The sequence below is a fragment of the Cytobacillus sp. genome (assembly GCF_032154635.1).
In the GTDB taxonomy this organism is placed as follows: domain Bacteria; phylum Bacillota; class Bacilli; order Bacillales; family Cytobacillaceae; genus Cytobacillus.
In genome coordinates, this window is the sequence record NZ_JALDXW010000012.1 from 72,959 (window position 1) to 91,651 (window position 18,693).

The following is an 18,693-nucleotide window of genomic DNA, read 5'->3' on the forward strand; positions in this document are numbered from 1 at the left end:
GTCCACTTTTGGAAAAATAATGTAAGAATAAATAGGGGAAACAGAAAAAACCTCCTGCTTCACAAAGTCAGGAGGCTTTTCATTTCATGTTACCCTTTATTTTTCAATGCTTCTTCTTTTGTCTCCCAGCATTCAATTCCATCTAAGCCTGGAATGGAATCAGCATAGAATACAGGATCTTTTCCTTCTTTACGCTGAGATTTGTAATCCTTTAATGCAGCAAAGGCTATTTTTCCTAGCATAACAATTGCGACTAGGTTTATTAATGCCATGATTCCCATAAATAAATCCGCAAGATTCCAAACAATTGCTAAATCGACAACTGCACCGAAAATTACCATCCCCACAACAGCTAAACGATAAACGAATAAGGCAACTCGGCTATTTTTTATAAATTCAATATTTGTTTCTCCATAATAATAATTTCCAATTACTGAACTAAATGCGAATAGGAATATAGCTACTGCGATAAATATTGGTGCCCAAGATCCAATATGATCACTCATTGCAGCTTGAGTTAACTGGATACCTGTTAGATCAGATGTAGAAAAATCTCCATATAAGAGAATAATAAATGCTGTTGCTGAACAAATAAGAATGGTATCAACAAACACGCCTAGTGTTTGAATCAAACCTTGTTTGACTGGGTGGCTGACAGCTGCAGTAGCAGCGGCATTTGGGGCGCTACCCATACCTGCTTCATTCGAGAATAGTCCACGTTTAACTCCCATCATTATCGCAGCACCAATTGTACCTCCAAGTACTTCATCAAATCCAAATGCCCCTTTAACAATCATAACAATAAGATCGGGGATCTGAGTAATATTCATGAGTACCACAATAATGGCAACCGCTAAATATATTACTGCCATGATTGGAACGATCACCTGTGAGACATTTGCAATTCGTTTGACTCCCCCAAAGATAACAATTGCAGTTAATATTGCAAGGATGATGCCCATTGTTAATCGGCTTGTTCCAAATGCCTCATTAAAGGCTAATGAAATGGTATTGGATTGGACTGAGTTAAACACTAGACCAAAACAAAACGTAATAATAATAGCAAAAATAATCCCCATCCAGCGTTTATTTAGTCCTTTTTGCATATAGTAAGCTGGTCCGCCACGGAAGCCATCCTTATCCTTTACCTTGTAAATTTGAGCAAGTGTGCTCTCTACAAAGCTTGATGCTGCACCTAAAAAGGCAATCAGCCACATCCAGAAGACTGCCCCTGGTCCCCCAGCTGCTATTGCTGTAGCTACCCCTGCAATGTTTCCAGTGCCTACCCGTGAGGCTGCACTAATACAGAAAGCCTGAAAAGAAGAAATCCCTCTTTTCCCATCCGCGGAAACCATTGACTTATCGCCTAAAATACGAAACATTTCTCCTAAATAGCGAAATTGAACAAACTTGCTTCTAAAACTGAAGTATAGACCTAAAATAATCAATACCGCAATTAAAACATAGGTCCAGATGATGTCATTCAAAAACCCAATAACCGATTCTAACAATTCCATGCTTTTCCTCCCTTGTTGTCGGATCTAGATAGATATCTTACTATTTCAAAATAATATTACTTTCTTTAATCTATCAAAATAATAAATAATAGACAAGTCGATTTTTTTCCCTGTATTTTTTTCCTTCCGAAAAAATAGAAAATCCCCCGCTATTAGCAGGGGATTTTTTTACTCATTAGATGAATTCTCTTCTTCTAAAGCATTTACTTTCCAAACATCTGTCACCTGACCATATTCTGTTTCATCAATAATGAATGAACCATTTGAATAACGATCATTAAATCTTAAATTGGCTGCTTTTGTTGATTCGATATGACCTTTATCCGTTTCAATAAAGACTTCATCCTTACTTGCTGCAATTACAGAACCGATTACACGATGAGGATTCGATTTCAATTCTCTCAGCATGACAACCCCGCGTTTTGCACGAGTTGTTCGTTCGAATTCAGTCAATTTCATTTTTTTGATTGAACCGCGTTGAGTTACAATAACGACTGATTGGTCTTTCGTTTGGTCAATCAGTTGACCGCTAGTAACAAAGTCACCATCTTTTAAATTTATCCCTTTTACTCCAGCAGCCCGTGTACCGACAATATTTACTTCTTCCTCATGGAACCAAAGGGCATAGCCATTATAAGTAGATATGAAAATTTCTTTCTGACCGTCCGTTTCAAAGACATCAATAACCTCATCATCGCCTTTTACATTGATGGCAACTAAAGGCTTTGAGTAGCGTTGAGCCTTATACTCCTTCAGTTCCGATTTCTTAACCATTCCATTCTTTGTTACAAAGAGTAAAAATGAGGAAGTATCAAATTCCTTAATTGGCAGTGCCTTAACTATTGTCTCATCACTGTCTATCGGAATGATATTGGCGATATGCTGACCAAGCTCCTTCCAGCGAATATCTGGAAGGGAATGAACAGGGCAATATAAATAATTACCTTTGTTTGTGAATACAAGCAGTACATCCGTTGTATTCATTTCTAGCTGTGCAATCACGCGATCCGAATCCTTCATGCCAAAATCCTGCCCATTTGAGGCAGCAAATGAACGCGGACTTGTTCTCTTCACATAGCCTTCCTTCGTGACAGTCACTATTACATCCTCACTGGCAACGAGAACTTCAAGATTAATTTTGATCTCTTCAATTTCAGCTTCAATTCTTGTTCGACGTTCATCCGCAAAACGCTTTTTCACATCTTTTAGCTCTTTTTGAATAACAGCATGCAGCTTTTTTTCACTTTGTAAAATGGCTGTCAGCTCGGCAATTTTTTTGGCTAATTCTTCTGCCTCTGCGCGCAATGCGGTAATGTCAGTATTCGTTAAGCGATAAAGCTGTAATGAAACGATTGCCTCTGCTTGCGGTTCAGTGAATGCAAATTTCGAAATTAAATTGTCCTTCGCATCCCGTTTATCTTTGGATGCACGGATAGCAGCAATGACTTCATCCAAAATGGACAGAGCCTTCATCAATCCTTCAACGATATGTTGTCGTGCCTGAGCTTTTTCTAACTCAAACTCAGATCTTCTTGTAACTACCTCTTTTCGATGACCAATATAGGCATCTAGCAATTCTCTAAGACCCATCAACTTGGGATGACGGTTATGGATAGCAACCATATTAAAATTATAAGCAATCTGCAAATCACTGTTTTTATAAAGATAATGAAGGACTCCTTCTGGATCTGCATCCTTTTTTAACTCTATAACAATGCGCAAACCAGTTCGATCCGTTTCATCACGGACCTCTGCTATTCCCTCTACTTTACGGTCTAAGCGAAATTCGTCAATTTTTTTAACAAGATTTGCTTTATTAACCTCATAAGGAATTTCAGTTATAACAATTTGTTTCTTGCCGCCGCGAATATCTTCAAACTCTGCCTTTCCGCGGACAATTACTTTTCCTTTTCCTGTTTCATAGGCTTTCTTAATCCCTTCAATCCCTTGAATGATCCCACCCGTAGGAAAATCTGGGCCTTTCACATGCTCCATAAGCTCATCAACGGAACAATTTGGATGATCCATACGATGAATTACACCATCAATCACTTCATTCAGATGATGCGGTGGAATCTCTGTAGCATAACCTGCTGATATCCCTGTTGAACCGTTTACGAGCAGATTCGGATACATGGCTGGAAGCACAGTCGGTTCCTCCGATGTATCATCGAAGTTAGGAATAAAATCAACTGTTCTTTTTTCAATATCCTTCAGCAATTCTGCTGAAATCGCTGAGAGTCTTGCTTCCGTATAACGCATTGCTGCAGGTGGGTCTCCGTCAATGCTACCGTTATTCCCATGCATTTGAACGAGCACATTACGAACTTTCCAATCTTGGCTCATTCGGACCATGGCTTCATATACAGATGAGTCCCCATGCGGATGATAATTACCGATTACGTTACCAACCGTTTTTGCTGACTTTCTAAAACCTTTTTCATGTGTATTCCCTTCCACATGCATAGCATATAGAATTCTGCGCTGAACAGGCTTCAGTCCATCACGTGCATCCGGTAAAGCACGTTCTTGAATAATATATTTACTATATCTGCCAAATCGATCACCTAGGACGTCTTCGAGAGGGAGGTCGCGAAACTTTTCTGATGCACTCATTATTCATTTCCCTCCTCTAATACGGAAATATTCTCATTTTCAAGAATGCTGGCATCTTCTTCTAGTCCAAATGCTACATTCGATTCTATCCATTTACGGCGCGGCTCAACCTTGTCTCCCATAAGTGTTGTCACACGTCGCTCCGCTCTAGCAGCATCATCAATTCTCACTCGAATTAATGTTCTAGTTTCTGGATCCATTGTCGTTTCCCATAGCTGGTCCGCATTCATTTCGCCTAATCCTTTATAACGCTGAAGAATGTATCCTTTTCCAACTTTTTTAATCGTTTCCTGAAGGTCATCATCGCTCCAAGCATATTCAATGATTTCCTTTTTACCTGTACCTTTGCTAACTTTGTACAATGGCGGTAAGGCGATGAAAACTTTTCCTGCATCAATTAAAGGCTTCATATAACGATAGAAAAAGGTCAGAAGAAGTACTTGGATGTGGGCTCCGTCCGTATCTGCATCTGTCATGATGATGACTTTGTCATAATTGATATCCTCAATGTTAAAATCCGCTCCGACACCCCCGCCGACAGCATGAATAATCGTGTTAATCTCTTCATTTTTAAATATATCCGCTAATTTCGCCTTTTCGGTGTTGATGACTTTCCCTCTTAGCGGCAATACCGCTTGAAAGCGCCGATCTCTGCCTTGCTTGGCGGAACCGCCCGCTGAATCCCCCTCAACTAAATATAATTCATTTTTCTCAGGATTACGTGATTGTGCTGGCGTTAATTTACCTGAGAGGACAGCCTCAGATCGTTTTCTTTTCTTCCCGCTTCTAGCATCTTCTCGCGCCTTTCGAGCAGCCTCCCTTGCTTGATATGCTTTAATTGCCTTTTTTATCAACAAAGAACTAACGTTCGGGTTTTCTTCAAGAAAATAGGAAAGATGCTCAGATACTACGGAATCCACAGCTGAGCGGGCTTCACTCGTTCCAAGCTTACCCTTTGTTTGTCCTTCAAATTGAAGCTGATTCTCTGGCACGCGCACAGATACGATCGCAGTGAATCCTTCACGAATATCGGAACCGTCAAGATTTTTATCCTTTTCCTTTAAAAGATTCACTTTTCTCGCATATTCGTTAAATATCCGAGTCATGGCTGTTTTTGATCCAGCTTCATGAGTACCACCATCTTTTGTTCGGACATTATTAACAAAAGAAAGAACATTTTCCGAATAACCATCATTAAATTGAAAGGCAAACTCCACCTCAATTTCGTTATGCTGCCCTTCAAAGCTGACAACTGGATGAAGAACATCTTTTTCTTCATTTAAGTATTCAACAAATGCTTCAATTCCATTTTCATAATGAAAAATGTCTTGTACACCATTTCGATCATCAATGATTTCAATTTTCATCCCTTTTAATAGAAAAGCCGATTCTCGCAACCGTTCACAAAGGGTTTCATAGTTATATGTAGTAGTAGAAAAAATGGATGAATCTGGTTTAAAATGAATGGTTGTTCCTGATTGATTTGTTTTGCCCACCTTCTCAAGGGTAGTAACTGGTTTTCCGCCATCTTCAAACCGCTGTTCATACACAATTCCGTCACGCTTAATCTTGACGACAAGCCATTCAGAAAGTGCGTTTACAACCGAGGCACCTACACCATGTAACCCTCCACTTGTTTTATAGCCGCCCTGACCAAATTTTCCGCCGGCATGGAGAACGGTTAAAATCACTTCTGGAGTTGGCTTGCCCATGCGGTGCATACCAGTCGGCATTCCCCGGCCCTTATCAACTACACTAATTGAATTATCTTTATGTATTTTGACTGTAATATGGTCGCCAAAGCCTCCCAAAGCTTCATCCACCGCATTATCAACAATTTCATATACAAGATGGTGAAGACCTCTTGCATCTGTGCTGCCAATGTACATACCAGGGCGTTTTCTAACAGCTTCCAGCCCTTCAAGCACTTGTATGGCATCATCATTATAATCAAAAGTTTCTTGACTCCTTGCCACAAACATACCCCTTTCATTACCAAGAACGCAGGTTAACAACTTGCTTGTATATAGAAAACCTTTTGCGCTAAACAAAATTTTATTCTATGTATACAGTTAAACACTCGTTTATGTATTCGTTTAAAAAGAAAAATATCCTTTATTTATATGGAAAAATCAACATGAAGAACAGATGTTCCATCTCTTTATTTTACCATAATATTTATCGGTTCCTATTGTTTATTGTATCTATTTATTCTGTTTTGGCAAATGACATCTCTGTTAACTCATTCATACAGCCATGTCTTTTTCACGTGTTAAGCCTTTTATTTCAACGTTTTTGAAAAATAATTAAAAAACATGAGATCAGAATCGATCTCATGCAATTTTGCTTATTTTGTTAAGGCGTGCTCTACTTTGATGCAGCGGTCCATCACTACTATGTAGCCCTTTTCCTTAAGAAAATGATAAGCTTCCTCATTAATGCATCCTAACTGTGACCAAAATACCTCGGCATCAACATCCGCAAATTCCTCAGCTACCTGTAGCAGGTGCTCTGAACGTCTAAACACATTCACAATATCAATATGTCCATCTATTTCCTTTAATGATCGAACTGCTTTTACTCCTAATACTTCGTCAACTGTCGGATTGACAGGAATAATCTCATAGCCAGCATCCTGCATCGCTTTAGAAACCATATAAGATGTTCTTTCAGGATTGCCGCTAAGACCAACTACGGCAATTCTCTTTGCTTTTTTCAATATGACTCCGAGTTCCTCCCGGCTTGGTATTTCAATTGTCAATTTATGAACCTCCTTATATTCGTCTATCTTTATTTTACCGAAAAGTTGGTTCATTTTCTAATCATTGAAAAATATTTTTCATTTGTGCTAATATGCAACATTTTCAAGCTTGTTCATCAGCCGTTTAATCGCCACATTAGACTCTTTTAAAATGAATGCCTTATCTATTGTATGTAGCTGTCGATTTTCCATTAATAATTTCCCGTTTACAATTGTTGATTCTACATCTGCTCTTGTGGCGGAATAGACAATCCGTGAAATTGGATCAATATCATACGAAGGATATACATGAAAATCATTTAAGTTTAAGATGACAATATCCGCTTTTTTTCCTGGTTCAATGCTGCCAATTTCATTTTCCATACCTACTGCCTTGGCCCCTCCAATTGTCGCCATTCGGAAGACTGTACGTGCATTCATTGCTGTCGGTCCATGGACAGGCTTCTGAATGATGGCAGCTAGCCTCATCTCATTAAACATATCCAGATTATTATTACACGGGGCTCCATCAGCACCTAAACTTACTTGTGCTTGATGGTCAAGAAGGGACGGCACTTCAGCTACGCCTGAGGCAAGCTTCAGATTAGAACCTGGACAATGACTCACTTTCACGCCGCGCTCTTTAATGATTCTTTTTTCTTGCTCATCAAGCCATACGCAATGGGCAAGAATCAAACGTTCATTTGCTAAACCAATATGATCTAAATAGACAACATTTCGCATTCCGTGTTCTTTTTCGACAAGCAGGATTTCATTTGCGTTTTCAGAGGCATGGGTATGAACACAAACCTTGTATTTAGCCGAAAGATCTCTTACGTTCGTTAATAATTCCTTCGTACACGAAACAACAAATCTTGGGCAAAAAGCATATTGAATGCGACCGTTATCATACCCATGCCATTTTTCAAGTAAATCTACACTTTCTTGAAGGGATGCCTTTGTGTTTTCACGTAAGCGTACAGGAACTTCATTTCCTTTATCCATCATCACCTTACCTGCTAAGGCACGAATACCGCTTTCCGCCAGAGCCTGAAATGCATATTCAGTATGATGAACCGTTTCCATGTCCACTACCGTTGTTGTCCCACTTTGCAATAGTTCACCAATACCTAGCATGGCCGAATAATAGATAGATTCTTCATCATGTGATGCTTCGAGCGGCCAAATTTTTTGCTTTAACCAGTCCATTAGTTCAAGATCATCGGCTTGCCCACGAAATAATGTTTGACAAAGGTGAATATGTGTTTGAACAAATCCTGGGATTACTGTGCGGTCAGTCGCATCGATTATTTTATCAGCTGAATAGGACAGATCTTTGCCGACCTCTATAATCCGGTCATCAACAATATATACATCACCTTTCATGATTTCTTCATTTATATTCATCGTTATAATTTCGGCATTTTTGATCAGAATGCTGCTCATTTCGTTCCTCCTTGCAGCTGGTTCTTTTGCCAATTCATTTTTTCGTTAAAAGTTAGTGCCAGTTTTTTATAAAATTCAATTGAGCGTAAAAATGCATCGATGTTAACAGATTCGTTTGGCTGATGGGCCAGTTTTTCATCTCCGGGTCCATAAATTAAAGTTGGTATTTCGCTTCTCGGATTGAGAACTGCGCCGTCTGTATAATAGGAGACACCGAAGCATTGATCATCTGTTTCTCCTTTTATTGCTAAGGCACATTGAATAAGAGCGGATGTTGATGATGTAATAATGGACGGCCGATCTAATACTTTTATTAATTTAAATTCATAAAGTTGATTATTCTCGACAAGTTTATCTAATTTTTTGTTTAATTCTTTTATTAATTTTTCATGAGCTTGCGGAGGAACCGTACGAATATCTACTCGAATCGTGCAGCGATCTGGAATGACATTAGTCTGGATGCCGCCTTCAATCATTGTTACAGCTAAACTGCTGCTGCCAAGGGGTTCTTTTGCTATTGTCCAGCTTAATTTCAATGAAGTTAATTCATTTATCACATATACCATGTGATCGACTGCATTAATCCCATGATCTGGCATTGAACCATGAGCAGTCTTTCCATACGTTGTAATTTCTAGCCAAAGCGCACCTTTATGTCCGACGACGATCTTCTCATTCGTTGGTTCACCAATTACAAGTGCATCAATAATACGGTTTTCATTTTCCTCTAGGAACGCTCTTGCCCCACAGCTGTCTACCTCTTCACCAGCTGTAGCAAGGAACGTAATCGTTGGTAAAGGAGTTGCTTTTTCCAAATAAATGGATTCAACAGCTAAAAACATGGCTGCTAAACCGCTTTTCATATCAGATGCGCCTCTGCCGAAAATCTTGTCGCCAATAATTTCGCCAGAAAAAGGCGGATATCCCCATTCCGTTTCCCCGGGAGAAACCGTATCCATATGTCCGCAAAACATGAGATGCTTATCACCAGTGCCATTCAGAGTAACCTCAAAATTACTGCGGTTATTTCCAAGAGCAGTTACTTTATAAGGCATATCATTCATCTTGCACCTTTCGATAAAAGCCTTGGTTACTTCATGCTCATTCCCCGGTGGATTTGAACTATTAATGCGGAGCAGTTTTTGGAGAAACTGAACATTATCCATTAGTTCCCCTCCACAATTTGCATTTTTAACGAAGTAACCTTCCATCCATTAACAGGCGCAAGGTCTTGCGAACAGGTAGTGCATGCAATGACTATATCATCCAATGCTTTCAGCCTCACATAATCGCCTGGCTTTGATAGCGGTTCAGCAATATAGTAATCGCCTACATCATCTACAACATTATTCATAAATAGATTTATCGGATCTGGTATAATTGGAGGATCGATGTTATATTTTTTCAATGCTGTTTGCAGGTTATCGTAACAGTTCGGATGATCCTCCTGGCCAAAATCCATCTTATAGCGGTAATAATCACAGGCTGGAAAGAAGAAATCATGCTTCCCTACCGTATCTTCAACGAGCTGCATAAGCGGGCGCCGTCTGTTGCTATACAGATAATCACCCGTTTTTAACCGGATGCTGCTTAAAGATGCCCTCATATGGACGGGAGAAACAAATTCCTTAGGATCGGCATGGTTAAAGCAAACAAAATCGCCAACCTGTTTGCCTTCCATATCAATAATAATGAGCTCTTCTCCCTTTCTCAGGAATGCACTTCTTCCTTCGTATGGAGGAATGATAATTTCCTCACGAATCTGTTCTTGATTAAACATTTCATCACCTGCCACGCTATTTATTTTCGTGCCTTATAAAATGACAAACTTTATTGCAATCTATCTGATTTATTTTTTTCTTCAAATGGCCTGATAATGCAACTACTTATTCAATAAATACCGCTACAGCTCGAATCGGAGACCCTGTTCCTTTTCTAATTCGAAGAGGCAGGCCAAAATAAAGGAACCGCATCCCAGCAATCTGATCAAGATTGCATAAATTCTCGGTATTCGTTATCCCATACTCTCTACATACAAGATGCCCTGAATAATTAGGATCATCTGGGTGATCAATGGCAGGTGCATCAATACCAATATTGACGACTCCCTTATCAGCAAGCCATTTTGCCGCTTGATAATCAAGTCCGGTATACGTTGTCAGCCACTCATCCGTTCCATAGGAGCGGTTATAGTGACCTGTAAAGAGGAGAACAATGTCTCCATTTTCTATAAATTGGCCAGATTGCGCTAGGGCAGATTCAAGATCACTGCTTGTGATGGAGCGATCAACCGGAATATGAGAGAGATCCAAACATACAGCTGGCCCATAAAAATATTCTAGCGGCATCTCATCAATGTATTTTCCATTTGGGTCAAATTCGTATGTAGCATCACTGTGAGTAGGACCATGCTCATTGATGATTAAATTGTTCGTAGCAAAAGGGAAGCCAATCCTTTTCTCGGTTTCTTCATGGGTAATATTTTGAAAAATCATCGTAGTAGGATGAAGGGGAAAGACAGGCATTCCATGATAGATTTCTTGTGTCAGATCGACTAATTTGACGCCCATGAAAATCTCCTCTCACTTGTTTTTTCTAGTAAAAATGCAATTGCTAGATAAATATTGAAAAAAGCTAGATAACACTTTACAAGTGCACAATAACTTACAAGAATTGCTAGATAACTCCAATGAATTGCTAAATAAACGTGTTTTACCAGGTATTTGGTAAATGGTATTTTCTTAAACAATCGTCGGAATAACTTCAAATTTATCCACATCGATTAAGCCTTTATCAGTAATTTTCCATTTTGGGCTAGTAACTAATGACCAGAAGGATAAATGCATGAATGGAACTTCCATTCCACAGCCAAGTACTTCTTTAGCAAGCCTTGATAGTTCATCAACCTTTTCACTCATTTCTTTTCCTGTTAATTCATCGGTCATTAACCCGCCAATACGAAGTGGCAAATCTCCAACGACTTTTCCATCTTTAATCATTGCAATTCCGCCATCCATTGCAATTACCCGATTAACCGCTGTCACCATATCCTCATAATTCGTTCCCGTCACAATAATATTATGTGTATCATGTGCCACACTTTCAGCAATTGCTCCGCTCTTCATATCGAAGCCTTGTAAAAAGGTTTTTCCGATTTTCCCTGTTCTTCCATGACGCTCGATGACAAATAAAGGAAGCACATCCTGCTTCAGACAAGGCTGAACTACGCCATCTTTTACATTTAAGGTAAATTCCCTGCCGCCTGTTAAGTTTTGGAATGGAATCGCTTCAATCGCGCGGACCTTTACACGACTACCGCTTGCTTTTACTAAAAGTTCATCTTTCGTAACAGGTTTGCGTTTCACTGATTTCTTTACACTTTCAGGGTAAATATAAGAAGGAATCTCAATTGTTAATTCGCCTTTTTCCGCCGCTTTTTTCCCTCCCAAATAAACCTGATCAATTGTCATATTCCTTAAATCGCTAATTACTGCGATATCTGCACGCTTTCCAGGAGCAAGCACACCTACATCTTTGAAACCAAAATGTGTGGCAGGATTGATCGTTGCCATTTGAATGGCTTCGACAGGATCCATTCCCTCTGCAATTGTACGGCGTATGATGTCATTCATATGACCGTACTTTAGAAGATCCGCTGGAACCATATCATCCGAAACGACGATGGCACGTCTGGAATCTAATCCATCTTCAGTAATGGCGCGGATGCATTCGGCCATATTCCGCTGTGACGAACCTTCCCGCATGAAAACACTCACCCCGTACCTGAGCTTTTCAACCGTTTCTTCCTTAGTCGTCGTTTCATGGCAGGATACGTGTGTACCTCCGCTTATTATATGTGCTGCAAGTTCACGTCCAAATAGGCCAGGAGCGTTTCCTTCTACTGTTTTTCCGATTGCACTGGCATAGGTAACAGCAGCTACAAGGTCATCAATTAATTCTGGTGCATGCTCATAAACCGGTTTGATATTACTGAAGCTCTGAATTTCCCCGATTCCTTGTACACAAGGATCAGTCAGCAAATCCTTCATATCCTTTGCTGTTACATTATAACCTGATGTCTCAAGACCCGGTGCATCAGGCACTGCACATGGAATAGTGAAAAGGATCCGGTTCGGGAGCGTTTTCGCTTCCTCAATCATTTCCTTCATGCCAGCAACCCCAAGCACATTGCCAATTTCATGCGGGTCACCAATTAATGTCGTTGTTCCAGTCGGAATGGATAGCTTTGAAAACTCCGTACAAGTGAGCATCGCACTTTCAAAATGCATATGTGAATCGATAAAGCCCGGACTAACGAATTTTCCTCGGATTTCCTCAACATTAGTTTTCGGGCCAATTAAGTCCTTCACATTCCCAACCATTAAAATATGCTCACCTTTAATTGCCACATCTGCTTCATAGATTTCACGGGTAATAACATTGATAAAATAACCGCCCTTTAGTACGATATCTGCGTAAAGCTTTGGATCAAGTAAAACATCTATTAATTTGCGATACTGTAATGCCTTCTTTACCTTTAACGCGTCCACTAGTCTTAACCTCCTAACGTCGTTCCTTCTAAACTATCAATAATGCCGATAATTGCTGCATCAATGGGCGCCTCTTTATTCTTTATCGCTCTTCCTGCCATGCTTCCTGACACAAATATCACTCGTTCTCCAATTCCAGCACCTACGGTATCTACAGTAATTATGGGGTTCGATAACACATTGCCATCTATTCCGATCGGCTGGGTAATAAGAAGCTTTGTTCCTACTAGGTTTTCATCTTTTTTAGTTGCTGTTACCCGACCGACCACAACACCCATTTGCATATTCATCGTCCCCTTATTTAAACGTAAGTGTAATATTTAGTTCTTTCGCTTTATCTTTAGCAAGTGGTGTAATAATCATTTCCTTTGAAATGACAAAACTATTAATATTTTGCTGATGGAAATATTGAATCGTTTCCTCATTAATAACTGTTTTTTTTACTTTTCGAATAGAAAAATTCTCTTTTTCATCGATTAACGTAATCCCCATATCCTTCAATTGCATCATTTGGTTATAAAGCTTTCTTTTTAGTCCATTTGTCCCATTATCCATCCCCTTTATGCGCCAAAGGGGATGATAAGGATCTGCCCCTGTTTTTACGGCCATTACCGTTTTTCCTCTTAACAAGGCGATCAATATTAATCGGACAAATAGTCGATTCTCATTAAAAGAAAGGATATCTGATACCAATGAAAAAGACAGGTTGGGAATTAAAATTACATCTGTATGAGAGAGAACATTCTCGGATATTAAGCGTTGAGGAATCCAGTTGTCAGTGTGAATGGTCTTTACTATTTCTTCGATAGAGATATGGTTAAATACTTCTTCTTCTGCGGTGAAACGAACACTGACTTCCTCATTTTTTATCTTACTTAAAAAAGAAAGTCCTGAATCCATTCCAATCAGATGAGTGGTAATCAGAGCCAGAACAGAAAGATTCCGCTTTTTGTTGTGCAAATTACGATTAAAAAGTTCATGCAGAGTATCCCTCATTAGTACACTCTGCTTTTTAAAACCCATCCTTATTCACCTTTTTTGGATAATAATGCTCTTTCTACTTCACTATGTGGCCTAGGAATGACATGGACAGACACAAGTTCACCCACACGGCTTGCCGCTTCTGCTCCTGCATCCGTAGCTGCTTTTACCGCACCAACATCTCCCCGTACCATTACAGTAACAAGTCCGAACCCAACTTTTTCGTATCCACAGATTTCCACATTCGCTGCCTTTACCATCGCATCTGCTGCTTCAACAGCACCTACTAGTCCTTTTGTTTCTACTAATCCTAATGCTTCACCCATTTTGCTGCCTCCTTAAATTGGTTATTGTTCCACATCTTCTTCTAAACCTGAATGGTCCGGTTTATCTTCAATAACAGACTTCTTTTCTAGTTTAAAATGCGGCAAAAGTTTTCCAGCTACTTCTTGGTGTGCCCTCGGAATAACATGCGAGGAAATTACTTTTCCTATTCGTTCAGCTGCATCCCTACCAGAATCAACCGCTGATTTTACAGCGGCCACATCACCGCTAAAATGAACGGTTACTCCAAGATATCCGCTCACCCCGATAACTTTCTCAATCCCGACAATTTCTACATCTGCAGCTTTAACAGCAGCATCTGCGGCCGAAACAGCTGTTAAATAGCCAACTGTTTCAATTAAACCAAGTGCTTGCAATCCCTTTCCCGCCCTTCAATTTTTAAATTAGCTTAAATGCTCGGCTTGCTTGAGCAATTCTTCCGATACTTCTTTAATAATTTCGTAGTTTCCGTGTAATAATAGGTAGTCTCTATCAATCTTATACTTAATATTTTTTTCTGGTGATTTTTTAAAAAAGCGATCTAATAAAAACATAGCTGCGTAGTATTCGATCCCTTCAACTACAGCCACACCGTCCACTTGTGTTGTTAAATCCAGTTGCTTTGTTAGCCATGGACTTGGAGAGTGAGCTTGATAAACTTGTATTTGTTTAAATGAATTTTGTGAAAGACGCTGGAAAAAAGTCTTTAGTGCCCGCCTAAGGATTTCAGCATTGTCTTCATATAATTCAAGAACAAAGCTTTCCTTGCTGTTTTTATCCCATGACAAACAGTACTTCATTGCCGGATGCTCTCTTAATAGTTCATTTACTATGAAAAGCTGTCCTAGCTGACATTTTCGAGAGGTAATAACACCGATTGCATTTGATTTTATCGATCGTTGAAAATTTTGCAGCAGCATTGGATGAGGACTCGAGTATAGCCAAGCTTTTAAGCCATCCCTGGTTTGCCCAATCAATTGACTTTCTTCCTGGAAATGTTTTTTCCTAATGGATGTATGGATTTGCTGTTGATGAATTGGTTGATTTCCTTGTACAAGTGACAATGTTTGAAGCCTTGCTAACGGATCTTTGTAATCACTTTTTGCAGAAACAGGTGACAGATTCTCATTTTTTACATTCGATCGGCTATTTTCTCTTGAATCTGCTGAATTTTCTTTGATAAAGGATAAGTTCTTCTGTCTGTTTTTTTGTTGATAGTTTGGCCGGTTAATTTCTTGAGGTGTCTGCTGAGGTTTATTTACAGCCGAAGATTTAGAATACACAAAGCGAGTCTCTCCGCTGAAAAGAGGGTTCTCCTTCGGTTTCTGATTCGGTTTCATTACTTCCTGAACGATGCTTTTCATAAAATCAGACAACGGTTATTCACCTCCATTAAAGGATTTTGCTAAGCTCTGAATGAGGACGAGGAATCACATTGAATGATATAAGCTCCCCACCGGTTCTGCTGTACGCTGTTTTACCAATTTCAACAGCAGCTGAAACGGCAGCTACATCCCCTTCTACAATTACGGTTACAAGCCCCGAACCCACTCTTTTTAAATCAACTAAACTGACATTTGCTGCCTTTGCCATAGAATCAAGGGCTTCAATGGCTGCAATGAATCCTCTCGTTTCAATCATGCCAATTGCCTTCATACGTTCTCACTCCCTACTACGAAAAGCGCAAGCGCCCTGCATAGCGCCGTATGGACTGGACCATCCCCGACGAGATAAAGGAAACACGAAGAGCGATAGCGATTCGATGTTGACTTATTGTAGGAGGGGAGGGAAGTCCAATAGGCGCTAGGCGTTGGAGCTAGACAGTTCTCATATTCGAAAAATGTAATACTTACTTAATCTGTAAAAATAAAACGCATTTCCCCTAAAGTGTCCATTTCACACGTACAAAACACCCCAAAATGTCCACGAACGGTGCCAGGCACCGGAGAAAGACACTATAAATAGTCTTCTAGATTAATTTCTATTGGGATGGAGGTTCTTCGGAATAGTTCTTCTTTGCCAATCGGGTAGGTTGCGTCAATCCCCATTTTGTCGGTAACCCCTCTTAAGTTGTGGGACGATTCAAGCGGAGAACCCTTTGCCCCTGGGACAATAAAAATATCTTCTGAAGCCTGTACTCTCGTGGCAATCGCCCATTCCACATCATCCGAATCAAAAATATTTACATCATCATTAACAACAACAACGTGCTTTAGATCTTTATCACTGGCAAAAGCTGCTAGAGCCGCTTGCTTTCCGTCCCCTTCTGATTTCTTTTTAATCTGAATGACTGCGTGATAGCGGGCTACACCTCCCATTGGAATATGTACACCTGTAATATTTGGAACAACCTGCCGGACAGTACTAAGTAAAGTTGCTTCACGAACAAGTGCCATCGGCAGTCGTTCTTCATAGCTAGATGGAAAAATTGTTTGATTGATGGCCTGATTTCGATAAGTAACCGCTGATATCTCAATGACCGGCTGAGGAGAACGCGTACCATAATAACCTGCTAATTCTCCAAAAGGACCTTCCATTTCTCTTTCGTACGGCAGCATATGTCCTTCAAAGACAATTTCTGCTTCCGCAAGCACATCCAAATCTACTGTTTTACAACGAACCACATCTAAGGATTGTCCAAGCATCGCACCTGCGACATTGAGCTTATCCGTATGGTAGAGATGCGTACTAATTTGGGAACTAAGTACGACTGCCGGAACAACACCAAACATAACAGCTATTTCCATCGGCTGACCTAAACGCTCATAATAAGCGTATTGCTCCATTAATTCTGGAGAGGTTATTAAGATATTCGTCCGATTACCCCCCAAATACTGCATTCTTCTAATCGATGTATACCTTTTCTGTCCAGTTATATCTTTAACAACGAGAATACCAGACACATAATAGGCGCCAGAATCATCAGCATGGTAAGTTGGAATTGGAAAAAGATCTGCCAGATCAAAATCACCGGTCACTAAATTTTCCTGTACAGGTCCAGACTCCTTTAATGTCGTTGGAATCGGATTCACAATGGAATCAATAATTTTTGGAATCAATTCTGAAGAATGGATACCCATGCTGTCAGCAAGCAGCTCTCTGTCTCCTCCAAGTCCAGCTGCCATTTGTGATTGATATCCTTTTATTTTTTCAAAGAGGAATGGCTGCTTCCCATTTTTCGTATTAATAATCGCTCCTAGTTCATAAAGGGGGTCTACTTCTTTCTTAATTCGATACAATATCCCTCTACTTTCCCAATCATCCAATAATGCTCTCATCGTTACAGCGTTCATGCTTTTTCCCCCCATCTTTCAAGCAAACGATGATCAATTCCGAGCATGTCTAGAATACGAGCGACCATGAAATTCGCCAGCTCCCATATTTCTGTTGGTTTATGATAGAATCCTGGAGAAGCCGGCATAATACAAGCACCCGTTTCTGCTAATTTAGTCATATTTCGTAAATGAATGAGATTAAAAGGAGCCTCACGTGGGACGATAACGAAATCTCGCTTTTCTTTTAAAACTACACTAGCTGATCTGCTTAAAAGCGTATCCCCTACACCATTAGCAATCGCTCCAAGTGTATTCATTGAGCATGGGACGATGACCATTCCATCTGTGAGGTAAGATCCGCTAGCTACCGAAGCAAACAAGTTTTGGTTGCTGTGAATCGTGGCATATTCCCTGAGCTCCTTCATCCCGATCCCGCACTCAAATTGCATGACTTTTTCTCCCATTTCCGTCGCAATAACATGCGTCTCTACATCTAATTGATGAAGGGCGCGGATCAATGTATAGCCATAGATTGATCCGCTTGCTCCAGTTATCCCCACTAAAATCCGCTTTTTTCTCTCACTTGTTTGCGTAAAATTAGACAACCCGTTCATCTAGGGAGAATTTACTTTTAACTGCTTCTTTATATTCCTCAGTCGTGTAAATATCACCAAAAATATCAATATCTCTTAATCCGGATACATGCATATCCTCATCCTGTGAAGTTGTTCCATCAGAAATACAAATCACATTGTAGCCATGGTAAAGTGCATCAGAGGCTGTGCTTCTTACACAAACATTTGTCCAAACCCCTGTTAAGACAACCGTATCAATCTCTTCTTCCCTAAGGAACAGATCAAAATCTGTAAAGCTAAAGGCACTATGTCTTCTTTTCTGAACAACATAATCTCCTTTTTCTTCATTCGGCTGCAGCTCTGGAATAAATTCTGAGCCCCACGTGCCTTTGACCGCATGCACTGGTCTCACTCGGAAATCACGATCATTCTTTCGGTGTGCCTCTTGCACATGAACCACTTGAATTTGATTATCATGAGCAAAATCAACTAGTTCTCTAATCTTCGGTACGATTTTCACGCCATTTTTACAGCAAAGTGCACCCTTTTCATCAATAAAATCGTTCAGCATATCTATAACGACAATACAATGCTTATTTCCTTGTAACTCCACTTTCTAATCATCCTTTCTAGCTTTATCTTCGAAATGAACCTATTTATCTGCGAAGT

At 39.9% G+C, this 18,693-nt stretch carries 18 protein-coding genes; all 18 read right to left on the reverse strand.

What is annotated here, in order from left to right; genetic code table 11:
* Positions 1 to 89 precede the first annotated feature (89 nt).
* The 18 genes from RUH74_RS10705 to RUH74_RS10790 all read right to left on the reverse strand — a co-directional run bounded on the left by RUH74_RS10705 (position 90) and on the right by RUH74_RS10790 (position 18,637).
* Entirely contained in the window at positions 90 to 1,517 is a 1,428-nt protein-coding gene (locus RUH74_RS10705; RefSeq protein ID WP_313800290.1) for an alanine/glycine:cation symporter family protein, read from the reverse strand.
* A gap of 168 nt (positions 1,518 to 1,685) precedes the next feature.
* Positions 1,686 to 4,133, reverse strand: coding sequence for a DNA topoisomerase IV subunit A (parC, locus tag RUH74_RS10710; protein ID WP_313800291.1), 2,448 nt, complete (start codon positions 4,131 to 4,133; stop codon positions 1,686 to 1,688).
* Positions 4,133 to 6,109, reverse strand: coding sequence for a DNA topoisomerase IV subunit B (gene parE / locus RUH74_RS10715; RefSeq protein ID WP_313800292.1), 1,977 nt, complete (start codon positions 6,107 to 6,109; stop codon positions 4,133 to 4,135). Before parE ends, parC begins: the two co-directional genes overlap by 1 nt.
* Positions 6,110 to 6,480: 371 nt before the next feature.
* Positions 6,481 to 6,894 carry a CoA-binding protein gene (locus tag RUH74_RS10720; protein ID WP_313800293.1) on the reverse strand — a complete coding sequence of 138 codons (414 nt, stop codon included), beginning with the start codon at positions 6,892 to 6,894 and terminating at the stop codon, positions 6,481 to 6,483.
* 87 nt (positions 6,895 to 6,981) lie between these two features.
* Positions 6,982 to 8,319: a 5'-deoxyadenosine deaminase gene (locus tag RUH74_RS10725; RefSeq protein WP_313800294.1), complete on the reverse strand. Its 1,338-nt coding sequence runs from the start codon at positions 8,317 to 8,319 to the stop codon at positions 6,982 to 6,984.
* Positions 8,316 to 9,485, reverse strand: coding sequence for a M20 family metallopeptidase (locus RUH74_RS10730; RefSeq protein ID WP_313800295.1), 1,170 nt, complete (start codon positions 9,483 to 9,485; stop codon positions 8,316 to 8,318). Before RUH74_RS10730 ends, RUH74_RS10725 begins: the two co-directional genes overlap by 4 nt.
* On the reverse strand, positions 9,485 to 10,099 hold the full coding sequence (locus RUH74_RS10735; protein ID WP_313800296.1) for a DUF1989 domain-containing protein: 615 nt from the start codon (positions 10,097 to 10,099) through the stop codon (positions 9,485 to 9,487). The genes RUH74_RS10730 and RUH74_RS10735 overlap by 1 nt, the downstream gene beginning before the upstream one ends.
* 106 nt (positions 10,100 to 10,205) lie before the next feature.
* Positions 10,206 to 10,889 carry a cyclase family protein gene (locus tag RUH74_RS10740; protein WP_313800297.1) on the reverse strand — a complete coding sequence of 228 codons (684 nt, stop codon included), beginning with the start codon at positions 10,887 to 10,889 and terminating at the stop codon, positions 10,206 to 10,208.
* Between the two features lie 171 nt (positions 10,890 to 11,060).
* The gene (gene ade / locus RUH74_RS10745; protein WP_313800298.1) at positions 11,061 to 12,869 is read right to left on the reverse strand and encodes an adenine deaminase; all 1,809 of its coding nucleotides are present in this window, start codon (positions 12,867 to 12,869) and stop codon (positions 11,061 to 11,063) included.
* Positions 12,870 to 12,874: 5 nt separating this feature from the next.
* Positions 12,875 to 13,153: a EutN/CcmL family microcompartment protein gene (locus tag RUH74_RS10750; RefSeq protein ID WP_053475957.1), complete on the reverse strand. Its 279-nt coding sequence runs from the start codon at positions 13,151 to 13,153 to the stop codon at positions 12,875 to 12,877.
* A 13-nt stretch (positions 13,154 to 13,166) separates the two neighbouring features.
* Complete coding sequence (locus RUH74_RS10755; RefSeq protein ID WP_313800299.1) at positions 13,167 to 13,892, reverse strand: hypothetical protein; 726 nt, start codon at positions 13,890 to 13,892, stop codon at positions 13,167 to 13,169.
* Between the two features lie 2 nt (positions 13,893 to 13,894).
* Positions 13,895 to 14,176 (reverse strand): BMC domain-containing protein, encoded by a 282-nt coding sequence (locus RUH74_RS10760; protein WP_053475955.1) that lies wholly within the window; start codon positions 14,174 to 14,176, stop codon positions 13,895 to 13,897.
* Positions 14,177 to 14,197: 21 nt separating this feature from the next.
* On the reverse strand, positions 14,198 to 14,551 hold the full coding sequence (locus RUH74_RS10765; RefSeq protein ID WP_313800300.1) for a BMC domain-containing protein: 354 nt from the start codon (positions 14,549 to 14,551) through the stop codon (positions 14,198 to 14,200).
* 27 nt (positions 14,552 to 14,578) lie between these two features.
* Complete coding sequence (locus RUH74_RS10770) at positions 14,579 to 15,550, reverse strand: hypothetical protein (RefSeq protein WP_313800301.1); 972 nt, start codon at positions 15,548 to 15,550, stop codon at positions 14,579 to 14,581.
* Between the two features lie 16 nt (positions 15,551 to 15,566).
* The gene (locus RUH74_RS10775) at positions 15,567 to 15,830 is read right to left on the reverse strand and encodes a BMC domain-containing protein (protein ID WP_313800302.1); all 264 of its coding nucleotides are present in this window, start codon (positions 15,828 to 15,830) and stop codon (positions 15,567 to 15,569) included.
* 299 nt (positions 15,831 to 16,129) lie between these two features.
* Complete coding sequence (locus RUH74_RS10780; protein WP_313800303.1) at positions 16,130 to 17,467, reverse strand: UbiD family decarboxylase; 1,338 nt, start codon at positions 17,465 to 17,467, stop codon at positions 16,130 to 16,132.
* A complete protein-coding gene (locus tag RUH74_RS10785; RefSeq protein WP_313800304.1) occupies positions 17,464 to 18,054 on the reverse strand; it encodes a UbiX family flavin prenyltransferase in 591 nt (196 codons plus the stop codon). The genes RUH74_RS10780 and RUH74_RS10785 overlap by 4 nt, the downstream gene beginning before the upstream one ends.
* Positions 18,047 to 18,637, reverse strand: coding sequence for a cysteine hydrolase family protein (locus RUH74_RS10790; protein WP_313800305.1), 591 nt, complete (start codon positions 18,635 to 18,637; stop codon positions 18,047 to 18,049). The genes RUH74_RS10785 and RUH74_RS10790 overlap by 8 nt, the downstream gene beginning before the upstream one ends.
* Positions 18,638 to 18,693 lie beyond the last annotated feature (56 nt).